The organism is Trinickia sp. LjRoot230 (assembly GCF_964253315.1).
Lineage (GTDB): Bacteria > Pseudomonadota > Gammaproteobacteria > Burkholderiales > Burkholderiaceae > Trinickia.
Window position 1 is genome coordinate 1,704,887 of sequence record NZ_CAXUQX020000001.1, and the last position, 22,199, is coordinate 1,727,085.

A 22,199-nucleotide genomic window follows, 5' to 3' on the forward strand; every position below is an offset into this window, starting at 1 on the left:
GATGAACGAACACCACCTGATCGAGATGGCCAACCGGATCGGCGAATTCTTCGAGTCGATGCCTGATCGCAATGAGGCGATGGCCGGCATCGCTGACCATATTCATCGCTTTTGGGAGCCGCGTATGCGCCGTGCGATTTTGGCAGCGCTGGATAGCGAGCATGCATCGACCATGCGCGAGATCGTCCATACATCGCTGATTGATCATCGCGATGCATTGACGCCCGCCTAAATTTAGGAGTGCGAAATAACGGATTGCGCGCACGCCGATGCATGCTTCGATTGTTTCGCACGGTTGGACCCGATTCGTGACTACACCATAGGAAACAAGATATGAAGATCTGCGTATATGGCGCCGGAGCGATCGGCGCATACATGGGCGCGAAGCTTGCGGCGGCGGGAGCCGACGTAAGCTTTATCGCGCGCGGACCGCATCTCGCGGCTATGCAGAAAAACGGCGTGCGGCTGTTGACGGAGGAGGGCGAACGCGTCGTCAAGGTGCGGTGCACCTCGGATGCAAACGAGCTCGGCCCGCAAGACTACGTCATCATTGCGCTCAAGGCACACTCGGTGCCCAGCGTGGTCGAGGCAATGCAACCGCTGCTTGGCCCCGACACCGCAATCGTCACCGCCGTCAACGGCATTCCATATTGGTACTTCTATCGTCACGGCGGCGTGTTTGCCGGCACGATGCTCGACAGCGTCGACCCCGGCGGCACACAGTGGAGGCGCCTGAGCCCGGAGCGTGCGATCGGCTGCGTCCTTTATCCGGCAGCGGAGATCGTCGAGCCCGGCGTCGTTCGGCACGTCTACGGCAAGAAATTTCCGATCGGCGAGCCGAGTGGCGAGAAGACCTCGCGCATCCTCAAGCTGCAAGAAATCATGGAAGCCGCCGGTTTCGATGCGCCGATTCGCGAGGACATCCGTGATGAAATCTGGCTCAAGCTTTGGGGCAACCTCTGCTTCAACCCGATCAGCGCGCTCACGCATGCCACGCTCGACGTCATCACGCGCAACCCTGACACGCGCGCCGTCTCGCGAACGATGATGCTCGAAGCCAAGTCGATTGCAGACCGGTTCGGCGTTCATTTTCGTGTCGATGTCGAGCGCCGTATCGATGGGGCAGGTGCCGTCGGTGCGCACAAGACCTCGATGCTGCAGGATCTCGAACAGGGACGCCCGATGGAGATCGATCCGCTATTGACGGTCGTTCACGAAATGGGACGCCTGGTCGGCCAGCCGACACCGACCATCGATACCGTATTGGCGCTGATCAAACTCAGAGAGCAAACAGCCCAAGAAGCGCTTCGACCTCCTGCACAGGTATGGACATCGAGCGCCGCAGCGCTCGGCGCGGCGTAGCAATTGCCTTTCGCTCGCTTCTCGTCCTGACAATCCACCTCCTATCCTTTCCTCGTCACGCGGCCCGTCGTTTCAAGCCGCGGTGACGACGGCTTTGCCGCTGCTGCCCGCCGTATTCAGGGCGCCATCCCCGCTATCTGTCTTTTCCGCCGAAACACGTTTCCCGAATGGACGCTGCCGCACGGACTGACCCGTGACGCGGTATCCTTGCGGGTTCCGGCGTCATCTATACGTACGTACTTGCGTATGAAAAAAACGACGCCAGTGAAATATCACATACAAAATATTGACGATTACCGCGGCGCAGCATTAAGATGAGGTCCTCTGATGGATAACCCTTATGGAGTTCGGAAATGGACCTTCCTTCCTTGGCATTGCTTGCGGTGGTTGCACTCGGTATTGGCGGCGCGATTACCTACCTGATGGCTCAGTGGCAAGACGCAACGGTAGCGAATCTGGCGGCCGAACATGGTCGTTTCGTCGGTCTTGGAGAAGTCGAGCGTTTTGGTATGCCGGCTGCGCCGCTTGGCCGTCGGACTCAGCACGAGGCATTGAATGTCATTAGAACTGCTAACTAAGAGCACGTCCGCGCCGCTCACGTTGTCATTGAAGTCGATTGGCGCGAGTGTCAGTTTGCGAGATCAGGCGTATGCGATGTTGCGCCAGGCCATTGCCGACGCAGACATCTACGCCACGCACGAGCCCGTGCGGCTCGACGAGCGCATGCTGAGCGAAACATTGGGCGTGAGCCGCACACCGATTCGCGAAGCGATGACATTGCTCGAGCAAGAAGGCTTTTTGCGCACGGTGCCCAGGCGCGGTATTTACATCGTGCGCAAGAGCAAGCGCGAAGTCGTCGAGATGATCCAGATGTGGGCCGCGCTCGAAAGTATGGCCGCGCGCCTTGCCACGCTGAATGCAACAGACGAAGAGATCGCAAGGCTGCGGCACATGTTCGATAACTTCCGCGATACGACGCCCGCGGAGCACATCGAAGAGTACTCGGACGCAAACATTGCGTTTCATCAGGCGATTGTCGAGCTATCGAAGTCGCAGATCATTCTCGACACCATCAAGAACATTTTCGTTCACGTTCGAGCGATTCGCCGCATGACCATCTCGCAGAGCGATCGTGCCGCTCGCTCGATCGTCGATCATTTGCGCATCATCGAAGCATTGGAACAGCGCGATACCGAACTTGCCGAGCGGCTCGTGCGCCAGCATTCGCTCGATCTCGCGGCATATGTCGACGCAAATTGCGATTTTTTGGATTGAGCGGGTAGTGCGGTCGCGCCGGAACTGTAGTGGTTCGATTGCATTGGGCGTTACGCTGTCCCGGTGAGGGTCGCGGGTTCAACGTTGCAAGAGGCCGCACCCGGCCGATTCTGTTGAAAAACACCCCCCCGAAACCGCGACGCGTTTCCTATGATTGGTTCATCAATCTTGGGGAGCGCTTCTTATGATGGGTCGTCAAGGTGGCGTGCAGGACCAACTTTTCTACTCATTCAACCTTGATGAGCACGTTCCGCGCACGCATCTCTTGCGCGGAATTGATCGGTACTTCGACCTCCGCGGACTTCGCGAACATCTCGCGCCGCACTACAGCAATACCGGCCGGCCTTCTATCGACCCTGAGCTCATGATCCGCATGCTGATCGTGGGCTACTGCTTCGGCATTCGCTCCGAACGCCGCTTGTGCGAAGAGGTTCATCTCAACCTTGCATATCGCTGGTTCTGTCGCTTAGGCCTGGAAGACGCTGTACCCGATCACTCGACGTTTTCCAAGAATCGACACGGGCGGTTTCGTGACAGCGGAGCATTGCGGCATGTCTTCGAGTCCGTTTTGCGTCGCTGCATGAACGAAGGCCTCGTTGAAGGCGAAGGCTTCGCTGTTGATGCAAGTGTGGTCAAGGCAGACGCAAATCGTGCGCGTGGGGTAGCAGGAGCGCACGTGATCGATTGGCGTCAGGGTGATGGGCCGAGCCGGGCGGTTCAAGAGTATCTGAGCGCGCTGGAAACGGAGAACCCGACGCCTTCTGATGACGTCGAGCCGACGACAGCGCCGAAACGAATCTCGCTAACTGATCCGGCCGCACGTTACACCGCAGCGCCCGGGGGACCCGCATTCTTCGCCTACTCGACAAACTATTTAATCGACTTGCACGCGGGAATCATTGTCGATGTCGAAGCGACACCGGCAAATCTGATGCAGGAGGTCGAGTCCACCAAGACAATGGTCGATCGAGTCGAGCAGCGCTTTAACCTCAAACCCAAACGCCTGGTGGGCGATACGGCGTACGGAACGGGGGCAATGCTTGGCTGGATGGTTCAGGAGAAGCGCATTGAACCACATGTGCCAGTCTGGCAGCGTCCGCCACGCAGCGATGGCACGTTCCCCAATAGCGACTTCCAGTGGCTCGAGCAGGCTAACGAGTATCGCTGCCCAGCTGGGCACGCTCTGCGTAGTGACCGGCGACAGTTCAAAGAGCCGCGCTCGCGCATTACGAAGGCCGATACGATCATCTATCGATCGAGTCAAACGGACTGCGCCGCATGCGCAATGAAGCAACAGTGTTGTCCAAACACACCAATGCGCAAAATTGCGCGCAGCGTTCATGAGGCCGCACGAGATGAGGCCAGAGCTATTGCGAACACGCCGGCCTATAGGCGCTCACGCCGCGAGCGCAAGAAAGTCGAGATGCTATTCGCTCATTTGAAGCGGATCTTAAAGCTGGACCGTCTGCGATTGCACGGACTCAGCGGTGCACACGACGAATTCTTGTTGGCTGCGACTGCGCAGAACTTACGGCGAATGGCTAAGTGGTTGATGCCGGTTAGTGAACCAGTAGAAACAGCCCCAACTTGAGAGGCGCCGGGGCACTCGCCCCCTTCGCGCTAACGCCGTCGCCGATCTCCTCGGCTAAGCAGAAACGCCGCCAAATTGCCACGGCGGCGGCGCGCAAACCGAGTTTTTCAACAGAATCGGCCAGTAGCGGCCAATTGCAACTGCGCTCAGACAGACATTCAAAAGGCCGCTCCGCCCACACAATGGACCTTCGCGCTGGGACCGAACCGGAGGGGTATCGAAACGCGACGCCATCCGACGCTAACGCCGTCGGCTAGCCGATTCGCGAACCACTACCGTCAGACGTAAACCGGTAGACCGCCTCTTTCCAGCCTGAACGCGCGCCCAATCTGACACTCGAAGCAGCCAAACGGTCCGTTTTGCACGATTCCCTTTGCCTAGAATCAAGTTGCGCGCGGAACGATTCCGGCCAGGCGCAGCAGCGCTTGCGCGATTGTTCGCGGGTTCGAATCCCGTCGCGCATCAACCGCAAGGAGAGTCGCCATGGCAACTTTTGTCGTGCTTTCGAAGTTTACGGACCAGGGGATCCGCGCAATTAAGAACAGCCCACAACGGGCCGCGCAAGCCGCCGAACTGGCCAAGACTTTCGGCTGCGAAATGAAACAGATCTACTGGACGTTCGGCGAATACGATATCGTCACCATCACCGAAGCCCCGGATGATGAAAGCGCCGCCGCATTCTGCTACGCGCTCTGCTCCCTTGGCAACATCCGTACGCAATCGCTGCGTGCGCTCACGAAGGACGAAGTCAGTGCGATTATCGCCAAGCTGCCTTGACGAGCCGTGTCTGGCGCACAGGCCGCTCGCCTCTGCGCCCCATCTGCGCACGGCTTCCCTCAAGGAGAAGATGAAACAAGCCAACGGTACCTTGCGTGCTTTCATAGAAACCGTCGCCGCTGTTCCTCGCAGGGATGGATGCCCTTTTGCATTTTCCTCATGCCGTCCTTTCAGCCGAAAAGCTGATTATTTGGCAAAGCAAGGGCAATCTGCCACCGAACTTTTTCGACGATTTGGCGCGCGACTTCGTCGGATACTCACGAAATCGAGTCGACGGCGCGATCATCACCATGCATAAAAACTTATGGGTCGTCACGTATGACGACGGCCGCTGGCGAATCAAACAGCGATCGTATTGATGCAGGAAGAGCTATCCTGACGCCAGACACCGTTCAAGCCCGCTTCACCGTCAACGCATTGACCCGCGTAATCTGTTCGAGCAACGCGGCGCCCTCGTCGATCAAGAACCGCTTGAATGCGTCGGCCACGGGCGGCAAGCGTTTGTTCTTGCGATGCACGACATACCAATTGAGCATGACCGGGAAACCCTCTACGTCGAGCACGACCAGATTGCCCACTTGCAGTTCGAGGCTGATCGTATGCGCGGAGAGAAATGCGATGCCCATGCCGGCGATCACCGCTTGCTTGATCGTCTCCGTGCTCTTGATCTCCATCGCGATCTTCGGATGTTCAAGCCGGCCTGCCAGGCCTTCTTGCATCGAGTTCCATGTATCGGAGCCGCGCTCGCGGACGATAAACGGCTCGGTCGCCAGCTCCGCCATCGTGACGAAGCGCTTTTGCGCGAGCGGATGCGTTGGCGCGGCGACGATCACGTAAGGGTGCGGCGCGAACGGCTCGGTGATGACGTCGATGCCGACCGGCGGGCGCACCATCACGGCGAGGTCGGTTTGATTCGTGGACAACTGTTGCAGCAATTCTTCGCGGTTGTGCACCGCGAGATTAAACGTGACGCCCGAATAGCGCCGCGTGAATTCGGCCAGCAACCGCGGGAAGAAGTAATCGCCCGCGCTGATCACGGCGACGTTCAAGGTGCCGCCCGAGATGCCTTTGAGCTGGCTCATCGCTTCGTCTTCTTGCTGAAACTGCTGCAAGATCGTGCGGCTGAACTGCAGCATTTCGGCGCCGGCCGGTGTCAGGTAGATCTTCTTGCCAAGTTGCTCGAAAAGCGGCAGGCCCGCGTGCTCTTCCAATTGACCGACCTGGGTCGAGACGGCCGGCTGCGTCAGATGCAATTCCTCCGCAGCCCGCGAGAAGCTGAGCAAGCGAGCGACTGTTTCGAACACTTTCAGCTGCCGGAGCGTTGCATTTCTGATTGTCATGAACCGTCCGGTGTATAAGCAAAACTAGATCGTTATCCTAACAAACTTAAAATTTTCCCAACCTAGCACAGACCCCTAGATGCGGTGGTTATTGCCCATGTTATGCGTTCTGCTATCGAGGCGAATCGCGACTCCGCGGGCCTGGGCGACCCATCAGCAGGCGTTCGATGCCACAGGTTTAACGCGCAGGTGACGTGCGGGACGGCGGCGGGTGGATAGCACAGTCGACCTATAAGCTAACGTGAATCGACACGGTAATAAACTTTGATTATCGGTAATTGATCGGTGCCCCTAGCATGCGTATATGCAATCAAGCAGATCCCATCACAAGAACGTTCCAGGCGATGATCGAGGCGCGTGCGCCGCGTCGGGCATTGAGCGACGTTTTATGTGCTGACTGTTTGGCTTATTGCGTCTCGCATCATCGGCTAATGCTCATGAGTACGTGATCAGTCGCATTCTCCCGAGGAATGTGCCGATCAGCGAGTGCAGCCATTTTGCGCCTTAAGTTTTCGATAATTAGACTGATGGAGACGAAGCACATGGACGGAACCGCCCTGGACGCGCCTGCGTTTTGGAAAAACCGGTGGTGGCAGCTTGTCATCGGCATGCTATGTATGGCGCTCGTTGCGAACCTGCAATACGCCTGGACACTTTTCGTGGCACCCATGCAGTCAAGACATCATTGGGAGCCCGCGTCCATTCAACTGGCGTTTTCCATCTTTATCATTACCGAGACGTGGCTCGTGCCGGTCGAAGGCTGGCTTGTCGACCGCTTCGGGCCGCGGCCCGTCGTGGCGCTGGGTGCGATTTGCGCCGGTGTGGCGTGGGTCGTCTATTCGTTTGCTTCGACGTTGCCTGAACTGTATGTTGCTTCGGTCATCGCCGGTGTAGGCGCTGGTTGCGTCTACGGCACGTGCGTGGGCAACGCGCTGAAGTGGTTTCCCGATCGGCGTGGGCTGGCGGCTGGTTTGACCGCGGCAGGTTTCGGCGCGGGCGCAGCGGTGACGGTGATTCCGATCGCCAATATGATCGCGCGCTCGGGTTACGAACATGCCTTCTTCTTTTTCGGCATCTTGCAGGGCGCTTGCATTTTCCTGTTCGCGATGCTGCTTAGAAAGCCGACGGCGCAAGGCCGTGTCGCTCCCAAGCGCAAGTTTGCCGTGACGAAGGTCGATCTCACGCCGGGGCAAATGGCGCGCACACCGGTGTTCTGGGTCATTTACCTGTCGTTCGTGGCGGTCGCCGCGGGCGGGTTGATGGCCACGGCGCAAATCGGGCCGATCGCGAAGGATCTCGGGCTCGCCCGTCTGCCGATGTCGTTTTTTGGGCTGACGCTGCCGCTGCTGACGATGACGCTGTCGATCGACAACATCTGCAACGGGTTCACGCGTCCGCTGTGCGGCTTCGTATCGGACAGAATCGGGCGTGAAAACACAATGTTCATCGTCTTTATCGGTGAAGGACTTGCGCTGCTTGGCATGATGCAATACGGCACGAATCCCTATGCGTTCATGACGTTCGCCGCGCTCATCTTCCTGTGCTGGGGCGAGATCTTCTCGATCTTCCCGGCGATTTGCGCGGATACGTTCGGCAGCAAGTTCGCCGCCGGCAACGCAGGCTTGCTTTATACGGCCAAGGGCACAGCTTCACTGCTCGTACCGCTGGCTTCGATTCTTGCCACAACGGGGGGATGGAACGCTGTCTTCCTCGTCGCCGCCGGCATCACGATCACAGCGGGTATCTCCGCCAAATTCGTGCTCGCGCCGCTACGTGCCCGCTGGATCGGCGCGCAAGGCGATGAGCAGCCGTTCGTGCCCGCCGCAAGCAGCTCTTCCTCGACACTTACGCATTGATTGGAACGAAAGGGCGCCTTGCTCGACGACGGGCAAGGCGCTTGTTTTTTTGTGACTTGGCTTGGTGATTTGGCGATTGGATGAATGCAAAACGCCGCGCGTGAATCTGCGCGGCGTTGGCGGTTTAGTTAGGAGTACTAACGATTTATCAGGCGCCGGCGAGCGTCGGCAAAACATGGTCCGCCGGGAGCTGCGAGCCGCGAATGCGGGTTTGCACGGCAGACGGGCGGTTGGTTTCGATGGCGGCAATGCTGCTGCTCGGCAGTGCCTCGGGCCGCAGCGCGTTTTTCCTGGCGAGGATTGCCTGGCTCAGAAATTCGGCGCTGTATGCGGTGAGCAGATGCGGCTGGTGTGCTTCGATATACGCGACGATCCGTTGTGCCTCGTCTTCGATTGACAGCAGCGTTGCAAGCGTTTCGGTGTCCCAGCGAAAACGCAGGCCCAACTCCGCAAAGGCCATGTTGTAGGCGCACACATGCGCGTGCAGATCGCGGCCGGCAGCGCTGTCGCGCTCATCAACAGATGACGGGTTCATTGTCTCCTCCTTCGAGCATTCGGTGATGGGCTAAAGCATAGGGCGGCAAGACGATAGACGATAGTTAAAGTTTTATTTGAAATCCATAAACGAATAACTATTGATCGGGACGCATTGAAGCGCCCATCAATGACACGCACAACATTCCTCTCGGTTCTTATTGATATCTGATATACAGTATTCAACATATCGAAGAGGCGAGGAGACATCTGTCATGCAAACGCAAGCTGAGAGCGAGGGAACGCCGATCGCATTGGTGCTTGCGCCGATCGGCGCGTCGGTCTCGTTGCGCGACCGTGCCTATGCGAGCTTGAAGCGTGCGATCGCGGAGACGGACATTTATCACTCGCGCGAGGAAATTCGGCTTGACGAGAAGGAAGTGGCGGAAGCGCTCGGCGTCAGCCGTACGCCCGTGCGGGAGGCCATGACGCTACTCGAGCAGGAAGGTTTCTTGAGGACAGTGCCGAGGCGCGGCGTCTACATCCTGCGCAAGACGAAGCTCGAAGTGGTCGAGATGATCCAGATGTGGGCCGCCCTGGAAAGTATGGCGGCCCGGCTTGCTACGTCGCGTGCGTCGGATGCCGACATTGCCCGGCTGCGGCGCTTGTTCGACGACTTTGGCGAAGCCGCGCCGGCCGATCATCTGGAGGAGTACTCGGAGGCGAACATCGCGTTTCATCAGTCGCTTGTCGAGTTGTCGCAATCGACGGTGCTCGTCGAGACGATCAAAAACATCTTCGTTCACGTGCGGGCGATTCGCCGCATGACGATCGCCAAGAGCGACCGCGCTTCACGCTCAATCAGCGATCACATGCGCATTATCGAAGCGCTCGAAGCGCGCGACACGGAACGCGCCGAGCGGCTCGTGCGTCAGCACTCGCTCGATCTCGCCACGTTTGTCGAAGCACATGGCCACTTCCTTGACTGAACGCATGAGCGCGCAGTCGTAAAGAAGCGGTAAGGCAGGGAAGACCCTGGGTAACGGTAGGGACCACAGCAGCAAAAAGCGCTTGATCTAATACTGTGTGTGGAATATTGTATATCACAGATGCCGCAAAATATCTGCGCCAAGGAGGCAAGACATGGCAGAAGTCGTTGGGACAATTGAGCCGGAGACGATCCCCGCAATCGAAACACCGCCGATGACGGACGGCTTTCATCTCGTCATCGACGCACTGAAGCTGAATGGCATCGAGACGATTTACGGCTTGCCCGGGATTCCCGTCACCGATCTGGCGCGACTCGCGCAAGCCGAGGGCATGCGCGTCATCAGCTTTCGTCACGAGCAAAACGCAGGCAATGCAGCGGCTGCTGCAGGTTATCTCACGCAAAAGCCAGGGGTGTGCCTGACGGTTTCGGCGCCGGGCTTCCTGAACGGGCTGACCGCACTTGCGAACGCGACGACCAACTGCTTTCCGATGATTCTGGTGAGCGGCTCCAGCGAGCGCGAGATCGTCGATTTGCAGCAGGGCGATTACGAGGAGATGGATCAGCTCAACATCGCCAAACCCCATGCCAAGGCTGCGTTCCGCGTCTTGCATGCCGAGGACATCGGCATCGGCATCGCACGAGCTATTCGTGCAGCCGTCTCCGGCCGGCCCGGCGGCGTTTATCTCGATCTGCCGGCGAAGCTGCTTGCGCAGACGCTGACGGCCGAGAAGGGCAAAAGCTCGCTCATTCAGGTCGTCGATGCAGCGCCGCGCCAATTGCCGGCGCCGGAGTCGGTCACGCGCGCGCTCGAGCTGCTCAAGCGTGCGAAGCGTCCGCTGATTCTGCTCGGCAAAGGCGCCGCTTATTCGCAGGCCGATGCCACGATTCGTGCGTTCGTCGAAAAAACGGGCGTGCCGTATCTGCCGATGTCGATGGCGAAGGGGCTCTTGCCCGACAACCATCCGCAGTCGGCGTCGGCCGCGCGCTCGTTTGTGCTGGCCGAAGCCGATGTCGTCGTATTGATCGGCGCACGCTTGAACTGGCTGCTCGCGCACGGCAAAGGCAAGACCTGGGGTGCCCCCAAGCAGTTCGTTCAGGTCGACATTTCACCGACCGAGATCGACAGCAACGTCGCGATTGCCGCACCCGTGATCGGTGACATCGCTTCGTGCGTCTCGGCGCTCGTCGAAGGTTTGGGCACTGACTTCGCGCGGCCGAATCCCGAATGGCTCGCGGCCGTCGCCGAACGCAAGAACAAGAACCTGGCAAAGATGGCGCAGACGTTGGCGCAAGATCCGAAGCCGATGAATTTCCACAGTGCGTTGCGTGTGCTGCGCGACATCGTGAAGGCACATCCGGACATCACGATCGTCAACGAGGGCGCCAACACGCTCGATTACGCGCGCAGCATCATCGACATGTACGAGCCGCGCAAGCGCCTCGACTGCGGCACGTGGGGAATCATGGGCATCGGCATGGGTTTCGCGATCGGCGCAGCAGTCGAAACGGGCAAGCAGGTAATTGCCATCGAGGGCGATAGTGCGTTCGGCTTTAGCGGCATGGAGCTCGAGACGATCTGCCGCTATGACCTGCCGGTTTGCACGGTGGTCTTCAATAACAACGGTGTTTATCGCGGCACGGACGTGAACCCCTCGGGCACGAAAGACGTGGCCCCGACGGTATTCGTCAAAGGTGCCCGCTACGACAAGATGATCGAGGCGTTCGGCGGCAAGGGCTATCACGTCACGACACCGGCCGAGCTTGAAAAGGCGCTCGTCGAAGCGATTGCGCTCGGCAAGCCGGTGCTGATCAATGCCGTCATCGACGAATCGGCCGGTACCGAAAGCGGCCGACTGACGAATCTCAATCCGCAAAGCTCGGCGAACAAGAAGTAACGCCTCGATATTCTTTAGGAGAACGAAACATGAGCTTACCCTTGGAAGGCATCAAGATCATCGATTTCACGCACGTGCAGGCAGGCCCCGCCTGTACGCAGATGCTCGCCTGGTTCGGTGCCGACGTCGTCAAGGTCGAACGCCCCGGCTCGGGCGATGTCACGCGCACGCAATTGCGTGATATTCCTGGTGTGGATGCGCTTTATTTCACGATGCTCAACAGCAACAAGCGCTCGTTGACGCTCGATACAAAAAAGCCCGAAGGCAAGGAAGTGCTCGAAAAGCTGATTCGCGAATCGGACGTGCTCGTGGAGAACTTTGGTCCCGGCGCGCTCGACCGGATGGGCTTTTCATGGGAGCGCATCAGCGAGCTGAACCCGAAGATGATCGTCGCATCGGTGAAGGGCTTCTCCGAAGGGCACCATTATTCCGATCTGAAGGTGTACGAGAACGTTGCGCAGTGCGCGGGCGGTGCCGCATCGACCACCGGTTTCTGGGACGGCCCGCCGACAGTGAGCGCCGCCGCACTCGGTGACAGCAATACCGGCATGCATCTGGCCATCGGCATTCTCACCGCGCTGATCGGCCGCGAGAAGACGGGCAAGGGGCAGAAGGTTGCTGTCGCAATGCAAGACGCTGTGCTGAACCTTTGCCGCGTGAAGCTGCGCGACCAGCAGCGCCTGGAGCGCGTCGGCTATCTCGAGGAGTATCCGCAATATCCGAACGGCACGTTCAGCGATGCGGTGCCGCGCGGCGGCAATGCCGGTGGTGGCGGCCAGCCGGGCTGGGTGCTCAAGTGCAAAGGGTGGGAAACCGATCCGAACGCCTATATTTACTTCACGATTCAAGGGCACGCTTGGGCACCGATCTGCCGTGCGCTGGGCCGGCCGGAGTGGATCGATGACCCGGATTACAACACCGCCGAAGCGCGTCAGCCGCATATCTTCGACATCTTCGCCAAGATCGAGGAGTGGCTTGCCGACAAGACGAAGTACGAAGCGGTGGATATCCTGCGCAAGTTCGACATTCCTTGCTCGCCGGTGCTGAGCATGAGAGATCTGGCCTACGATGAGTCGATGCGCAAGACCGGGTCGATCGTCGAAGTGCAGCATAAGGAGCGCGGCACGTACCTGACGGTGGGCAGCCCGATCAAGTTTTCGGACTTGAAGCCCGAGATCACCGGGTCGCCGCTTTTGGGCGAGCATACGGACGAAGTGCTGCTCGAACTCGGCTACACCAAGGAACAGGTGTTCCAGATGCGCGGGATCGGTGCGGTCTAACGGCGCAATCTAAGGCGCGATCTTGCGGCGTGATGGGCGGGTGATGGTTGGCGGGAAGGTGCTTTGCGGATGCCGGGCCGTTGCCCTCCTTTATCTCTATGAATGGATAAGCGCGATGCAAACGACAGTCGATTTGGAGCAACTCGTCTCGATGATCGGCGATGCGGTGGTGGTATCCGACGCCGCCGGCAAGATCACGCTTTGGAACGGCGCAGCCGGGCGCATCTTTGGCTTTACCGAAGACGAAGCGCTTGGCCAGTCGCTCGATTTGATCATTCCGCAGCGTTTGCAGCAACGTCACTGGGACGGCTACCAAAAGACGATGGAAACCGGCCTCACGCGCTATGGCAATGACGTGCTCAAAGTGCCGGCAGTACACAAGGATGGGCGCTCGCTGTCGATTGCGTTCACCGTTGCGTTGTTGCATGCGGAAAACGGCGCGCTGACCGGCATCGTCGCGGTGATTCGCGACGAAACCGCGCGCTTCCAGGAAGAGCGCAATTTGCGCAAGCGCTTGGCGGAGCTGGAGGCGCGCGTCGGCGCATAAACCGCAACGAAAGAGGCAGGCGATGCATGTGGAAATACTAGGGCGTTTTCGCCTCGAATTGTGTGCGATGCAATTGATCGACAACGGTGGATGGGCGGCATACGCCGCGTTGCGTAGCACGGATGACGAGGCGCCGCGCGAGCCTGCAGGCCTGTTGCCATATCAACGCATGGCCGACGACGCTGTGTTCGAAAGCGAGGCAGCGGCGCTCGCAGCCGCGCGACGTGTGGCGATGGCACTCATCGTGTCGGCCAATGCGGCGCCCTAACGAAAGCAGCAGTTGTACGGCGGATGATTTGGTTGGATAAAACTAACTTAGTACTACTGATCATTTGCGGAAGATCGCGAGACGAACGCATTTGGGAGACATGAAGTGGGCAAGGCGTTGAAAGGAGTGCGTGTCCTCGACTTCACGCATGTGCAATCCGGGCCGACCTGCACGCAGCTGTTGGCCTGGTTCGGTGCGGACGTCATCAAAGTGGAGCGGGCGGGGGCGGGAGATGTCACACGCGAACAGTTGCGTGACGTTCCCGATGCCGACAGCCTTTACTTCACGATGCTCAACCACAACAAGCGCTCGGTCACGATCGATGCGAAGCATCCCGAAGGCAAGAAAGTGTTGGAGGCGCTGATTCTCCAATGCGACGTCCTGGTGGAAAACTTTGCGCCGGGCGCATTGGAACGGATGGGCTTCGGTTGGGAGCGCATTCAGGAGTTGAACCCGCGGATGATTCTGGCCTCGGTCAAAGGCTTCGGCCCCGGCCCCTACGAAGATTGCAAGGTCTATGAGAACGTAGCCCAATGTGTGGGGGGCGCGGCATCGACGACGGGCTTCGACGATGGGCCGCCCGTCGTGAGTGGTGCTCAAATCGGCGATAGCGGAACCGGCTTGCATCTTGCGCTTGGCATCGTCACTGCGCTTTACCAGCGCACGGTGACAGGCCGCGGCCAGTATGTGCTGGCGGCGATGCAAGACGCCGTGCTGAACCTGTGCCGCGTGAAGCTGCGCGATCAGCAGCGGCTCGATCGCACCGGTGTGCTGCGCGAGTATCCGCAGCATCCGAAGGGAACGTTCGGGCCGGCCGTTCCGCGCGCCGGCAATGCGTCAGGCGGTGGGCAACCGGGTTGGATCCTGCGCTGCAAAGACTGGGAGTGGGACTATAACGCCTACATCTACTTCATTGCGCAAGCGCCCGTATGGAGCAAGATCTGCAACGTGATCGGCAAGGAAGAATGGACGACGGATCCCGCTTACGCCACGCCCGAGGCCCGTTTGCCGCATTTGAAGGACATCTTCGCGGAGGTCGAACGTTGGACGATGACGAAGACCAAGGTCGAGGCGATGCAGATACTGAACCGCTACGACATTCCGTGCGGCCCCGTTCTTTCGATGAAAGAAATTGCCGAGGATGAATCGCTGCGCAAGACGGGCACGATCGTGGAAGTCGATCATCCGGTCCGCGGGCCGTATCTGACAGTCGGCAACCCGATCAAGCTCTCCGATAGCCCCACTGTCGTCACGCGTTCGCCGCTACTCGGCGAGCACACCGATGAGGTCATGGCCGAGCTGGGTTTTTCGGCTGACCAAGTTGCCACGCTGCGCGCGCTCGGCGCGATCTGATCTGATTCGATCCGCGCCGCGCTCGCGCGCGGTCCTGCTTAGGGCCTGTTCACGCTAATTACAGGCTTGCGCTGGCCGCCAGAAGGGCCGAGCGCAAGGAATGTGACGAAGGGAATACTCGACGTATTCACAAGGAGCATGACGCGGCGATCGGCCCTTCTGGCGGCCAGCCCCGCGAAGGATTTTATAGATCAGGGGAACGTGCCTTGCCGGGCGCATTGCGGCGTTGTTCGTCGTTGCAATAGCAATGGCTATTGCGCCTCCTCACTCCTTGCACTGCGCCCGGCAAGGCACGTTCGCAAGCCTGTAATTAGCGTGAACAGGCCCTAGCTGCGGCGCCGCTCGTCATGAGCCGCGCGCCGCTTAGCGCCATTTTTCTACCTCCAGGAGATATCCCGATGACGTCGTGGATACGCTTTCAATCGGCCGATGAAAAGTTCGGCTTTGGTGTGCTCGAGGACGACTGCGTCATCGAGTACGAGGGCGACATGTTCGGCACTGCGCGCTCGATCGGCATCGAGCGGCATCTCGATCAGATCTCGCTGACGAGCCCATGTGCGCCCAGCAAGGTCGTGGCGCTATGGAACAATTTCTACGCATTGGCCGAGAAGCTCGGCAAGGCGCCGCCAAGCCATCCGCTGTTTCTGATCAAGCCGCCGATGTCCGTTATCGGTCACGGCCAACCGATTGTGCGACCCGCATGCTATGACGGAAAGATTGCCTACGAAGGCGAACTCGGCATTGTCATCGGCAAGCGCTGTAGCAACGTGACGGTGCAAGAGGCCGATGCTTATATCTTCGGCTATACGTGCGTGAACGACGTCACGGCCGCCGAGCTTCTCAATGAAGACCCCAACTTCGCGCAGTGGTGCAGGGCCAAGGGCTTCGACACCTTCAGCTGCATCGGCCCCGCCATTCGCAGTGACTTCGATTGGCAGAGCGCGCGCGTCGTGACGCGGCTCGATGACGTCGAACGTCAGAACTATCCGCTTAGCGACATGATCTTTTCTCCCGCGCAGCAAGTGAGCCTCATTTCGCAGGACATGACGCTGATGCCGGGCGATGTCATTGCGTGCGGCACGTCAGTCGGCGTCGGTTCGATCAAGGATGGTGCGACCGTCAGCGTATCGATCGACGGAATCGGCGCGTTGTCGAACGTGCTGCAGCTTCGGCGTACCCCGAGCGGCGCAGCGGAGGGCTGACATGGCAATGACAATTGCAGTGCCGCGTGAAGTGCATGCGGGAGAGCGCCGTGTTGCCGCAACACCCGATACGGTTGGCCACTTGCGCAAGCTTGGCTATCAGGTGACGATCGAAACGGGTGCGGGGATGGCGGCGTCCTTCGATGACGACGCTTACCGTGCGGCCGGCGCCGAAGTGATAGCCGATCCTCGCATGCTGTGGCGCGATGCGGATGTTGTCATCAAGGTTCGCCCGCCAGAATTCCACTCGATACTCGGCGTGGAGGAGGCGACGCTGTTGAAACAGGGCGCCACGCTGATCAGCTTTATTTGGCCCGCGCAACATGCGTCTCTCGTCGACGCGCTCGCGGCGCGCCACGCGAATGTGCTCGCAATGGATTGCGTGCCGCGCATCTCGCGTGCGCAAAAGCTCGATGCTTTGAGCTCGATGGCGAATATGGCTGGCTATCGCGCCATCATCGAAGCTGCGCATCATTTCGGCCGCTTGTTCACCGGGCAGATCACAGCGGCCGGCAAGATGCCGCCCGCGAAGGTCATGATCATCGGCGCAGGGGTGGCCGGGCTCGCAGCGATCGGTGCGGCGCGCGGCCTCGGGGCAATCGTGCGGGCGTTCGACACGCGGCCGGAGGTCGAGCAGCAAGTGCAGAGCATGGGCGCCGAATTTCTGACGGTCGATATCGAAGAGGAAGGCGGCAGCAGCGGCAGCGGCGGCTACGCGAAGGAAATGAGCGCCCGCTATATCGAGGCCGAGATGGCGCTTTTCGCGGCTCAGGCGAAAGAAATCGACATCATCGTCACGACGGCGCTGATTCCGGGCAAGCCCGCGCCGAAGTTGATCACAGCGCAGATGGTGGCATCGATGCGTGCGGGCAGCGTGATCGTCGACATGGCGGCGGAGCAGGGCGGGAATTGCGAGCTGACGCGTCCCGGCGAAGCGGTGAGTGTGCACGGCGTGACGATTGTTGGTTATACCGATTTGCCGAGCCGCATGGCCACGCAGTCGAGTCAGCTCTATGCGACCAACGTCCGGCATCTGCTCACCGAGCTGACACCGGACAAGGACGGCGTGTTGCAGATTCGGATGGACGATGATGTCGTGCGCGGCGCTACCGTCGTGCATGGCGGCTCGGTAAGTTGGCCGCCGCCGCCACTTGCATCGAATCGGTCGCCCGCGGCGGGCACATCGCAGGTTGCCGCAGCCGTGCCGGTAACGGGGGCAACGGGGGACGACAACAAAGGCAATCCTGCACGCTCGATGGCGACGCGCACCATGCTCATTGGCACGGCAGTTGTGGCATTGCTCGCACTGGGCGCGGTCGCGCCGGCTTCGTTCGTCGCGCATCTGACCGTATTCGTGCTTGCGGTATTCATCGGCTATCAGGTCATCTGGAACGTCACGCCGGCGCTGCATACGCCGCTGATGAGCGTGACCAATGCCATCAGTGGAATCATCGTAATTGGGGCATTGCTGCAATTGGGTACATCGAATCCGCTGGTCGCGGCGCTTGGCGGGCTGGCCTTGTTCGTTGCCACGATCAATATCGCCGGCGGTTTTCTCGTCACGCAACGCATGCTGAAGATGTTCCAGCGAAACTAAGAACTGATTAAGTATTAAGGAGTCCTTATCAATGCTCAACGGAATCGGCAATGTCGCGTATCTCGGCGCGAGCACGCTATTCATCTTGAGTCTGCGTGGTTTGAGCCACCCGGCCACTGCGCGCCGAGGCAATCTATACGGCATGCTTGGCATGCTGATCGCGGTGGCGGCAACGCTGATGATTGCGCCCGATGTGAGCCTCGTTATCGTGCTCGTGTGTGCCGCCGCGGGTGCCGCCATCGGTGCGTTGCTGGCGCAACGCGTCGCGATGACGCAGATGCCGCAGCTCGTCGCTATCCTGCACAGTTTTGTCGGGCTTGCAGCGGTGGTCACGGGCGTGAACAGCTACCTCGCGCCGGTTGCGGGCTTGAGCGGCGCGGAGCAGGTAATCCACGAGTGCGAGATTTATCTTGGCGCGTTGATCGGCACGGTCACGTTCGCGGGATCGATCGTCGCGTTCTTGAAGTTGCAAGGCACCATCGGCGGCAAGCCGCTCATGTTGCCGGGCCGGCATGCGTTGAATCTTGCACTTGTCGCGCTCGCAGTGGTGCTCGGCTATCGTTTCCTCACCGCACCATCGCTTCAAGCGGGATTGTTAGCACTCCTAACGATGATCGTCGTTGCCGGGCTGCTCGGCGTGCATCTGGTGATGGCCATCGGCGGGGCGGACATGCCCGTCGTCGTGTCGATGCTCAACAGCTACTCGGGCTGGGCTGCCGCGGCCACCGGGTTCATGCTCGACAACGACTTGCTTATCACGACCGGGGCACTCGTCGGCTCGAGCGGTGCGATCCTCAGCTACATCATGTGCCGTGCGATGAACCGCAGCTTCATTTCGGTGATCCTCGGCGGATTCGGTACGACGAAAGCGGTCAGTGTCGCAGCGGCAGGGGGCGAGGTGATTGCGGCGTCGGTCGACGAAGTCGGCGTGCTGCTGCGCGACGCATCGGACGTCATCATCGTGCCCGGTTACGGTATGGCGGTGGCGCAGGCGCAATCGACCATCAGCGAGATCACACGCCAGCTCGTCGCAATGGGGGTGCGGGTGCGCTTCGGCATTCACCCTGTCGCCGGCCGCTTGCCGGGACATATGAACGTGCTGCTCGCGGAAGCGAAGGTGCCGTATGACATCGTGCTCGAGATGGATGAGATCAACGACGATTTCTCCCATGCGGATCTCGTCCTTGTGATCGGCGCTAACGATATCGTCAACCCTGGCGCGCTCGAAGATCCTGCGAGCCCGATTGCGGGCATGCCCGTGCTCGAAGTATGGAAAGCACGCACCGTGGTGGTCTCCAAACGAAGCATGGCGTCGGGCTATGCGGGCGTGGACAACCCACTCTTTTACAAGGACAACACGCGCATGTTGTTCGGCGATGCCAAGGCGAGTGTCGATGCTTTGCTGAAATCGCTCGCAGTGTGAGTGTCTCGGTGTAAGTGCCGCGGCATAAATTCCTTGCTGGCGACGAGAACTCGTGCGTATAATTTCTGGCTCTACGTATGGGGTGCGTTTTCAGCGGTTTTTGGCCGGTTTTCGATCCAAGCGCGCTGTGGTTGCTAAGAAAACGCTTCACAAATACGGTGCAGGAAGATAGAATGCCGTTCTTCGCTTTCGACGAAAGTTGGTCGCGAATGCAAGCAGTAAGCGCGGAGTACCGAGAAGTAATCTGCAGCACGCGGAAACACGCGCAGGAAATACGACGAGATTTTTGTCCCCTTCGTCTAGAGGCCTAGGACATCACCCTTTCACGGTGAGTACAGGGGTTCGAATCCCCTAGGGGACGCCAAACGTCACGCGGCGCTTTTATCAGGCGTTGCGCTGCCAGCGTCGCACATGCCGCGCTGGCGTCATGACGAGCAAGACCTGGAGTGGTAGTTCAGTTGGTTAGAATACCGGCCTGTCACGCCGGGGGTCGCGGGTTCGAGTCCCGTCCACTCCGCCAGACAAAGCCCGTTCATTCATGCTTGAACGGGCTTTTTTAATAAGGTGTAAGCCGTTAGTCGGCGGCAAGTTTTGTCCCCTTCGTCTAGAGGCCTAGGACATCACCCTTTCACGGTGAGTACAGGGGTTCGAATCCCCTAGGGGACGCCAAACGCGTCAAAACAAGCAAGACCTGGAGTGGTAGTTCAGTTGGTTAGAATACCGGCCTGTCACGCCGGGGGTCGCGGGTTCGAGCCCCGTCCACTCCGCCAAACTAGAAAGCCCGTTCGAGTATCAGCTCGAACGGGCTTCTTTATTTGGCAACCACCCTCGTTACGGCGCAATGGTCGCCCGATAATCGAATGAAATCGCGTGAACCGCGCGGCGGTGCCGGGCAAATCTTAGTTGCAAGCCGCGCCGTGCTGCCTTACCGTGTTTTCCACTGCCCTCCGTTTCCCGCGTGCGATGTTCGATCCGTCTGACGTCCCGTTGCCGTTTCATCTTCGCGAAGCCACGCCTGACGACTTTGTCTTCGCGGAAGCGCTCACGCGCTCGAATATGAACGGCTACTACGAGCGCCATCATCTCGTCTGGCGCGCGGACCTTTTCTATGCGAGCTGGCGCGATTCCGAGAACTTCATCCTTGAAGCCGGTGAGGAGCCGATCGGCGTGCTGCGTATGACCGAAGAGGGCGATTCGCTGCATATCCGCGACGTGCAGATCGCCGCGGGCCATCGGCGGCAGGGCGCGGGCACCTATTTGCTCCAGACCTGTCACCGTTGGGCGCGCGAACGAGGGCTGCGCGAGCTGCAGCTTCGCGTGTTCGTCGATAATCCCGCAGCGCGTCTTTATCTGCGAATGGGCTATCGCGCAGTGGGCCCTCGGCTTGCCGAACTCGGCGCCATCCGACACATGATGCGGCGCGTTTAAGCCATTTTCGACGCTCAATCCAACTATTTATCGGCCGTGTGAACGGGACAAGTCCGCGATTTCGTCGTCCGGCTCGCCCGGATGCTCTGCGGCTTGCTCGGGGCCGCGCACCATGAAAGCGCGCGGGCTTTGGCCAAAAGCCCGCCGAAACATCGCAGAAAAAGCGCTTTGGCTTTGGTACCCCAGTTGTTGTGCAATCTGTGAAAGCGGCCGCCCTTGATTGAGCAACGGAATGGCGCGCGCAAGGACCGCTTGTTGCCGCCATTGCGAGAAGCTCATTCCGAGTTCCTGGCGAAAGAGCCGCGCAATCGTCCGCGTACTCGCGCCCACACTCGAGGCCCAGAATTCGAGCGAATCGGCATTGCCGGGGTCGGCAAGCAGCGCCTCGCATAACGCGCGCAGACGCTTTTCGCGCGGCATCGGCACCGATAGTGGCAACGGCATGGAACGCGTGATTTCGTCCAGCGCGAGCGCGCCAAGCAGCTTTTCCCGCGCAGGCGTGAGCGCTTGCGTGTCGATTGCCGCAATGACTTCGCGTAGCAACGCGGACACTTCCAGCACGCGGCAGTTTTCGAGCCCTTCGGGAACGGTCGACTCATCGATATAGAGCGTGCGCAGATACGCGTCTTCGACCACGACGACTTCATGCGGCACGTGCGGCGGCACCCAGATAGCCCGTGACGGCGGCACGATCCAGGTACTGCTTTCGACAGCGAGCCGCACTACGCCGCGCGACGCGTAGGCAACCTGCGCCCAGGCATGCATATGCAAGGCAATACGTTCGCCGGCCAGCACGGGCCGCGAACGCACGCGAATCGGATGCTCGCGCGTGGGCGCGAATTCGGGCGGAATATCGACGAAGCGCACGCGAGCCGAACGCGGCGAAGGCACGGAATCGGTCATGGTTGGATGACGCCAGCGGAAACGGCGCACGATCGCGGCGTTTGAATGCAGCTCATGGGGTTGCCGCTATTGTAGAGGTTGCCGACGCAGCCGGGCGGGCGGCACGGGGCGCCGCACGATACCGGGGCTCGCATCCGGGCCATGCGGCATGCATAATGCGCTTCCAGCAATCATTCGAATAGGACGAGCGCTGATGCAATGTATTTTCATCTATGGGACATTGCGCGCCGGCGAGGCGAACGACATCAGCCTGGCGGCTGCGCGCCACGGCATGGCGCCGCCGCGCTTGATCGGCGCCGCTTCGGTGCGTGGCCGGCTCTACGATTTCGGCAGCTATCCGGGGCTCGTGATCGATGCCGGCGCGGGCTTCACGCGGGGAGACGTCTATCAGATCGAGGACGCGCTCGTGCCGGTACTCGACGAAATCGAGGAGATTTATCCCGGCGTCGATGGCCTGTTTAAATCGAGTGCGATCACCGTCGAAGTCGCGGGCGCGGAATTGCGATGTCTTTTTTATCCGATCGACGCGGGCTCGGTTGGCGCGCACCCGCGCATCGAAAACGGCGATTGGGTCCAATATCGCCTGGCACGCGATGTCGAACGGCCGCTCAGATACGGCAGCTGAGCGGCACGCCGT

At 59.8% G+C, this 22,199-nt stretch carries 21 protein-coding genes and 4 tRNA genes; 22 read left to right on the forward strand and 3 right to left on the reverse strand.

All coding sequences use genetic code 11. The features are described from left to right. The first annotated feature begins 1 nt into the window (after position 1). The 6 genes from ACSQ20_RS07960 (at position 2) to ACSQ20_RS07985 (ending at position 5,005) form a co-directional block, all read left to right on the forward strand. Entirely contained in the window at positions 2-232 is a 231-nt protein-coding gene (locus ACSQ20_RS07960) for a formate dehydrogenase subunit delta (protein ID WP_436018710.1), read from the forward strand. A gap of 101 nt (positions 233-333) precedes the next feature. Continuing rightward, positions 334-1,362: a 2-dehydropantoate 2-reductase gene (locus tag ACSQ20_RS07965; protein WP_436018712.1), complete on the forward strand. Its 1,029-nt coding sequence runs from the start codon at positions 334-336 to the stop codon at positions 1,360-1,362. A gap of 353 nt (positions 1,363-1,715) precedes the next feature. Then, positions 1,716-1,940, forward strand: coding sequence for a hypothetical protein (locus ACSQ20_RS07970; RefSeq protein WP_436018714.1), 225 nt, complete (start codon positions 1,716-1,718; stop codon positions 1,938-1,940). Beyond that, the gene (locus tag ACSQ20_RS07975; protein WP_436018716.1) at positions 1,918-2,637 is read left to right on the forward strand and encodes a GntR family transcriptional regulator; all 720 of its coding nucleotides are present in this window, start codon (positions 1,918-1,920) and stop codon (positions 2,635-2,637) included. Before ACSQ20_RS07970 ends, ACSQ20_RS07975 begins: the two co-directional genes overlap by 23 nt. 184 nt (positions 2,638-2,821) lie before the next feature. Next, a complete protein-coding gene (locus ACSQ20_RS07980; RefSeq protein WP_436018718.1) occupies positions 2,822-4,228 on the forward strand; it encodes a transposase in 1,407 nt (468 codons plus the stop codon). 483 nt (positions 4,229-4,711) lie between these two features. Continuing rightward, a complete protein-coding gene (locus tag ACSQ20_RS07985; RefSeq protein WP_436018720.1) occupies positions 4,712-5,005 on the forward strand; it encodes a GYD domain-containing protein in 294 nt (97 codons plus the stop codon). Between the two features lie 392 nt (positions 5,006-5,397). Here the strand turns inward: ACSQ20_RS07985 and ACSQ20_RS07990 are convergent, their stop codons facing one another. After that, a complete protein-coding gene (locus ACSQ20_RS07990) occupies positions 5,398-6,345 on the reverse strand; it encodes a LysR family transcriptional regulator (RefSeq protein ID WP_436018722.1) in 948 nt (315 codons plus the stop codon). 542 nt (positions 6,346-6,887) lie between these two features. Between ACSQ20_RS07990 and oxlT the strand changes: the two genes are divergently transcribed. Continuing rightward, positions 6,888-8,201, forward strand: a complete 1,314-nt coding sequence (gene oxlT / locus ACSQ20_RS07995; RefSeq protein ID WP_436018724.1) for an oxalate/formate MFS antiporter — start codon at positions 6,888-6,890, stop codon at positions 8,199-8,201. Between the two features lie 148 nt (positions 8,202-8,349). On the opposite strand, the gene ACSQ20_RS08000 is transcribed toward oxlT, so the two are convergent. Then, positions 8,350-8,736, reverse strand: a complete 387-nt coding sequence (locus ACSQ20_RS08000; RefSeq protein ID WP_436018726.1) for a hypothetical protein — start codon at positions 8,734-8,736, stop codon at positions 8,350-8,352. Positions 8,737-8,950: 214 nt separating this feature from the next. On the opposite strand from ACSQ20_RS08000, the gene ACSQ20_RS08005 reads away from it, so the two are divergent. The 14 genes from ACSQ20_RS08005 to ACSQ20_RS08070 all read left to right on the forward strand — a co-directional run bounded on the left by ACSQ20_RS08005 (position 8,951) and on the right by ACSQ20_RS08070 (position 20,659). Then, positions 8,951-9,664 (forward strand): GntR family transcriptional regulator, encoded by a 714-nt coding sequence (locus tag ACSQ20_RS08005; protein ID WP_436018728.1) that lies wholly within the window; start codon positions 8,951-8,953, stop codon positions 9,662-9,664. A gap of 214 nt (positions 9,665-9,878) precedes the next feature. Next, positions 9,879-11,561, forward strand: coding sequence for an oxalyl-CoA decarboxylase (gene oxc, locus ACSQ20_RS08010; RefSeq protein WP_436022987.1), 1,683 nt, complete (start codon positions 9,879-9,881; stop codon positions 11,559-11,561). Positions 11,562-11,590: 29 nt separating this feature from the next. Further along, positions 11,591-12,841 carry a formyl-CoA transferase gene (gene frc / locus ACSQ20_RS08015; RefSeq protein WP_436018730.1) on the forward strand — a complete coding sequence of 417 codons (1,251 nt, stop codon included), beginning with the start codon at positions 11,591-11,593 and terminating at the stop codon, positions 12,839-12,841. A gap of 115 nt (positions 12,842-12,956) precedes the next feature. Further along, positions 12,957-13,388, forward strand: a complete 432-nt coding sequence (locus ACSQ20_RS08020) for a PAS domain-containing protein (RefSeq protein ID WP_436018732.1) — start codon at positions 12,957-12,959, stop codon at positions 13,386-13,388. 67 nt (positions 13,389-13,455) lie between these two features. Then, on the forward strand, positions 13,456-13,656 hold the full coding sequence (locus tag ACSQ20_RS08025; protein ID WP_436018734.1) for a hypothetical protein: 201 nt from the start codon (positions 13,456-13,458) through the stop codon (positions 13,654-13,656). A gap of 105 nt (positions 13,657-13,761) precedes the next feature. Next, positions 13,762-15,009, forward strand: coding sequence for a formyl-CoA transferase (gene frc / locus ACSQ20_RS08030; RefSeq protein WP_436018736.1), 1,248 nt, complete (start codon positions 13,762-13,764; stop codon positions 15,007-15,009). A gap of 398 nt (positions 15,010-15,407) precedes the next feature. Next, the gene (locus tag ACSQ20_RS08035; protein WP_436018738.1) at positions 15,408-16,211 is read left to right on the forward strand and encodes a fumarylacetoacetate hydrolase family protein; all 804 of its coding nucleotides are present in this window, start codon (positions 15,408-15,410) and stop codon (positions 16,209-16,211) included. A 1-nt stretch (position 16,212) separates the two neighbouring features. Continuing rightward, positions 16,213-17,808 carry a Re/Si-specific NAD(P)(+) transhydrogenase subunit alpha gene (locus ACSQ20_RS08040; protein ID WP_436018740.1) on the forward strand — a complete coding sequence of 532 codons (1,596 nt, stop codon included), beginning with the start codon at positions 16,213-16,215 and terminating at the stop codon, positions 17,806-17,808. A 31-nt stretch (positions 17,809-17,839) separates the two neighbouring features. After that, a complete protein-coding gene (locus ACSQ20_RS08045) occupies positions 17,840-19,231 on the forward strand; it encodes an NAD(P)(+) transhydrogenase (Re/Si-specific) subunit beta (protein ID WP_436018742.1) in 1,392 nt (463 codons plus the stop codon). 288 nt (positions 19,232-19,519) lie between these two features. Beyond that, positions 19,520-19,595 (forward strand) — tRNA-Glu (locus ACSQ20_RS08050). 79 nt (positions 19,596-19,674) lie between these two features. Beyond that, positions 19,675-19,751 (forward strand) — tRNA-Asp (locus ACSQ20_RS08055). 73 nt (positions 19,752-19,824) lie between these two features. Continuing rightward, positions 19,825-19,900: transfer RNA gene (locus tag ACSQ20_RS08060), tRNA-Glu, on the forward strand. Between the two features lie 24 nt (positions 19,901-19,924). Then, positions 19,925-20,001, forward strand: a tRNA-Asp gene (locus tag ACSQ20_RS08065). A gap of 193 nt (positions 20,002-20,194) precedes the next feature. Continuing rightward, the gene (locus ACSQ20_RS08070) at positions 20,195-20,659 is read left to right on the forward strand and encodes a GNAT family N-acetyltransferase (protein ID WP_436018745.1); all 465 of its coding nucleotides are present in this window, start codon (positions 20,195-20,197) and stop codon (positions 20,657-20,659) included. A 27-nt stretch (positions 20,660-20,686) separates the two neighbouring features. On the opposite strand, the gene ACSQ20_RS08075 is transcribed toward ACSQ20_RS08070, so the two are convergent. Then, complete coding sequence (locus ACSQ20_RS08075; RefSeq protein WP_436018747.1) at positions 20,687-21,562, reverse strand: helix-turn-helix domain-containing protein; 876 nt, start codon at positions 21,560-21,562, stop codon at positions 20,687-20,689. Positions 21,563-21,755: 193 nt separating this feature from the next. On the opposite strand from ACSQ20_RS08075, the gene ACSQ20_RS08080 reads away from it, so the two are divergent. Then, entirely contained in the window at positions 21,756-22,187 is a 432-nt protein-coding gene (locus tag ACSQ20_RS08080; protein WP_436018749.1) for a gamma-glutamylcyclotransferase family protein, read from the forward strand. The last annotated feature ends 12 nt before the right edge of the window (positions 22,188-22,199 follow it).

Bases quoted from the DNA above. Each gene is read 5' to 3' on its own strand.
- ACSQ20_RS07960 (WP_436018710.1), top strand. From the start codon at position 2: ATGAACGAACACCACCTGATCGAGATGGCCAACCGGATCGGCGAATTC.
- ACSQ20_RS07965 (WP_436018712.1), top strand. From the start codon at position 334: ATGAAGATCTGCGTATATGGCGCCGGAGCGATCGGCGCATACATGGGC.
- ACSQ20_RS07970 (WP_436018714.1), top strand. From the start codon at position 1,716: ATGGACCTTCCTTCCTTGGCATTGCTTGCGGTGGTTGCACTCGGTATT.
- ACSQ20_RS07975 (WP_436018716.1), top strand. From the start codon at position 1,918: ATGTCATTAGAACTGCTAACTAAGAGCACGTCCGCGCCGCTCACGTTG.
- ACSQ20_RS07980 (WP_436018718.1), top strand. From the start codon at position 2,822: ATGATGGGTCGTCAAGGTGGCGTGCAGGACCAACTTTTCTACTCATTC.
- ACSQ20_RS07985 (WP_436018720.1), top strand. From the start codon at position 4,712: ATGGCAACTTTTGTCGTGCTTTCGAAGTTTACGGACCAGGGGATCCGC.
- ACSQ20_RS07990 (WP_436018722.1), bottom strand. From the start codon at position 6,345: ATGACAATCAGAAATGCAACGCTCCGGCAGCTGAAAGTGTTCGAAACA.
- oxlT (WP_436018724.1), top strand. From the start codon at position 6,888: ATGGACGGAACCGCCCTGGACGCGCCTGCGTTTTGGAAAAACCGGTGG.
- ACSQ20_RS08000 (WP_436018726.1), bottom strand. From the start codon at position 8,736: ATGAACCCGTCATCTGTTGATGAGCGCGACAGCGCTGCCGGCCGCGAT.
- ACSQ20_RS08005 (WP_436018728.1), top strand. From the start codon at position 8,951: ATGCAAACGCAAGCTGAGAGCGAGGGAACGCCGATCGCATTGGTGCTT.
- oxc (WP_436022987.1), top strand. From the start codon at position 9,879: ATGACGGACGGCTTTCATCTCGTCATCGACGCACTGAAGCTGAATGGC.
- frc (WP_436018730.1), top strand. From the start codon at position 11,591: ATGAGCTTACCCTTGGAAGGCATCAAGATCATCGATTTCACGCACGTG.
- ACSQ20_RS08020 (WP_436018732.1), top strand. From the start codon at position 12,957: ATGCAAACGACAGTCGATTTGGAGCAACTCGTCTCGATGATCGGCGAT.
- ACSQ20_RS08025 (WP_436018734.1), top strand. From the start codon at position 13,456: ATGCAATTGATCGACAACGGTGGATGGGCGGCATACGCCGCGTTGCGT.
- ACSQ20_RS08035 (WP_436018738.1), top strand. From the start codon at position 15,408: ATGACGTCGTGGATACGCTTTCAATCGGCCGATGAAAAGTTCGGCTTT.
- ACSQ20_RS08040 (WP_436018740.1), top strand. From the start codon at position 16,213: ATGGCAATGACAATTGCAGTGCCGCGTGAAGTGCATGCGGGAGAGCGC.
- ACSQ20_RS08045 (WP_436018742.1), top strand. From the start codon at position 17,840: ATGCTCAACGGAATCGGCAATGTCGCGTATCTCGGCGCGAGCACGCTA.
- ACSQ20_RS08070 (WP_436018745.1), top strand. From the start codon at position 20,195: ATGTTCGATCCGTCTGACGTCCCGTTGCCGTTTCATCTTCGCGAAGCC.
- ACSQ20_RS08075 (WP_436018747.1), bottom strand. From the start codon at position 21,562: ATGACCGATTCCGTGCCTTCGCCGCGTTCGGCTCGCGTGCGCTTCGTC.
- ACSQ20_RS08080 (WP_436018749.1), top strand. From the start codon at position 21,756: ATGCAATGTATTTTCATCTATGGGACATTGCGCGCCGGCGAGGCGAAC.